We start from the raw sequence: 1247 nt of genomic DNA on the forward strand, positions 1-1247 counted from the left end.
TTCTCAATATCGGCAAAATAGTGCTGGATGGATTCAGATTCATCGCCGGTTACATCCATGGGGTAGCGAAAAAACCTTGTATCCATTGCTTCTCTGGCTTCACACCCGGTGGTGGCGAGTTTTTCAAAGACATCCTGATGGGTATAAAAACGCTCAATTTCCTGCTCTACGTTGAATTTCTCCTTACCACCGCATCCACTTAGGGCAAAGGCTATAAAGAGATAGACTAAGCGTCTTATTTGTTGTCTGTGCATTGTTTATGTGCCTCGCTGAAGTCGTTTATATTTAGAGTATACCAAGCCATATCAAGGCACCATCCAAAAATTAAAGGTGCAGTTTCTGCACATATTGGTAATAAAATTAGCAAAGATCTGGGCTACTGCCCCAATGGGATTTCCTCCACTGCTGGATTTGTAGGTGGCGGTGGCGGTGACGCAGGAGTAGGCTTTGCAATAACAGCAATGGAAATAATACTAAATCCATGAGCAATTTCTTTAGAGTTGACGACGTTAAAAGTATAGGTATACCCACTTTTATTTTGAGCATTTGAAAGTATTAATCTGGCCTCTGAACTGGAGCCTATACTCAACTTGGCTAAATCTATATCATCAGGTAGAAATATATTTCGGCTGTATATTGTATTATTATTCAGCTCGACATGAACATCATAGCCAAGCTTTGTGGGCGTGGTAAAGTTGTAAACCGTATCAACCTGAATATAGGTTTCACCCGGCGTTAACCCCTTTAACTCAATGCAGATTTGCCCACCACTACTCGTTGCAACAGAAAAGTCTTCCATGCTGTTGGCATTGAGCGACTGACATTGGGACTGGGCGTGAGCATTACTGCTGGATATTCCGAGCATCGCTAGCAGCGCTAATAAAAATATGGCGTATCGGACGCTTAGAAAAAGAATGTCTCCTCCCCAAAAAATAGCACCCGTAATACTGCTGGTTAATTTTATCCTTACTTGGTTTTTCATCGAAATACCCCTCTCAAATGTTTATTTATTGTTGCATGCTGCAGGGGGGGGGGGTTAAAGAATTGCAACAAAATATAGCGAACGTTCAGTACTGACGAAGCTATGGATAGCGATAGTATTGAAGATACCAGCCACTTTCTAACGCAATTGAAAACTTTACTTCCTCTTCGCCTCTTACCCGATTAGCGTCCCGATATTCGGTGGTTTCCTGACTGAAGAAGCCTTCGCTATATTCGTAGGTACCATGATCAGCGGGTTGATACCA

Annotated in this window: 2 protein-coding genes; both read right to left on the reverse strand. The window is 42.4% G+C overall.

Going from position 1 to position 1247, the window contains the following annotated elements; translation table 11 throughout:
- A partial coding sequence (locus tag BLP64_RS10690; protein WP_199286070.1) for a hypothetical protein occupies positions 1–254 on the reverse strand: 254 nt, incomplete at its 3' end.
- Between the two features lie 122 nt (positions 255–376).
- Positions 377–982 (reverse strand): hypothetical protein, encoded by a 606-nt coding sequence (locus BLP64_RS10695; RefSeq protein ID WP_092594021.1) that lies wholly within the window; start codon positions 980–982, stop codon positions 377–379.
- Positions 983–1247 lie beyond the last annotated feature (265 nt).

Source organism: Pseudidiomarina indica (assembly GCF_900104245.1).
Lineage (GTDB): Bacteria > Pseudomonadota > Gammaproteobacteria > Enterobacterales > Alteromonadaceae > Pseudidiomarina > Pseudidiomarina indica.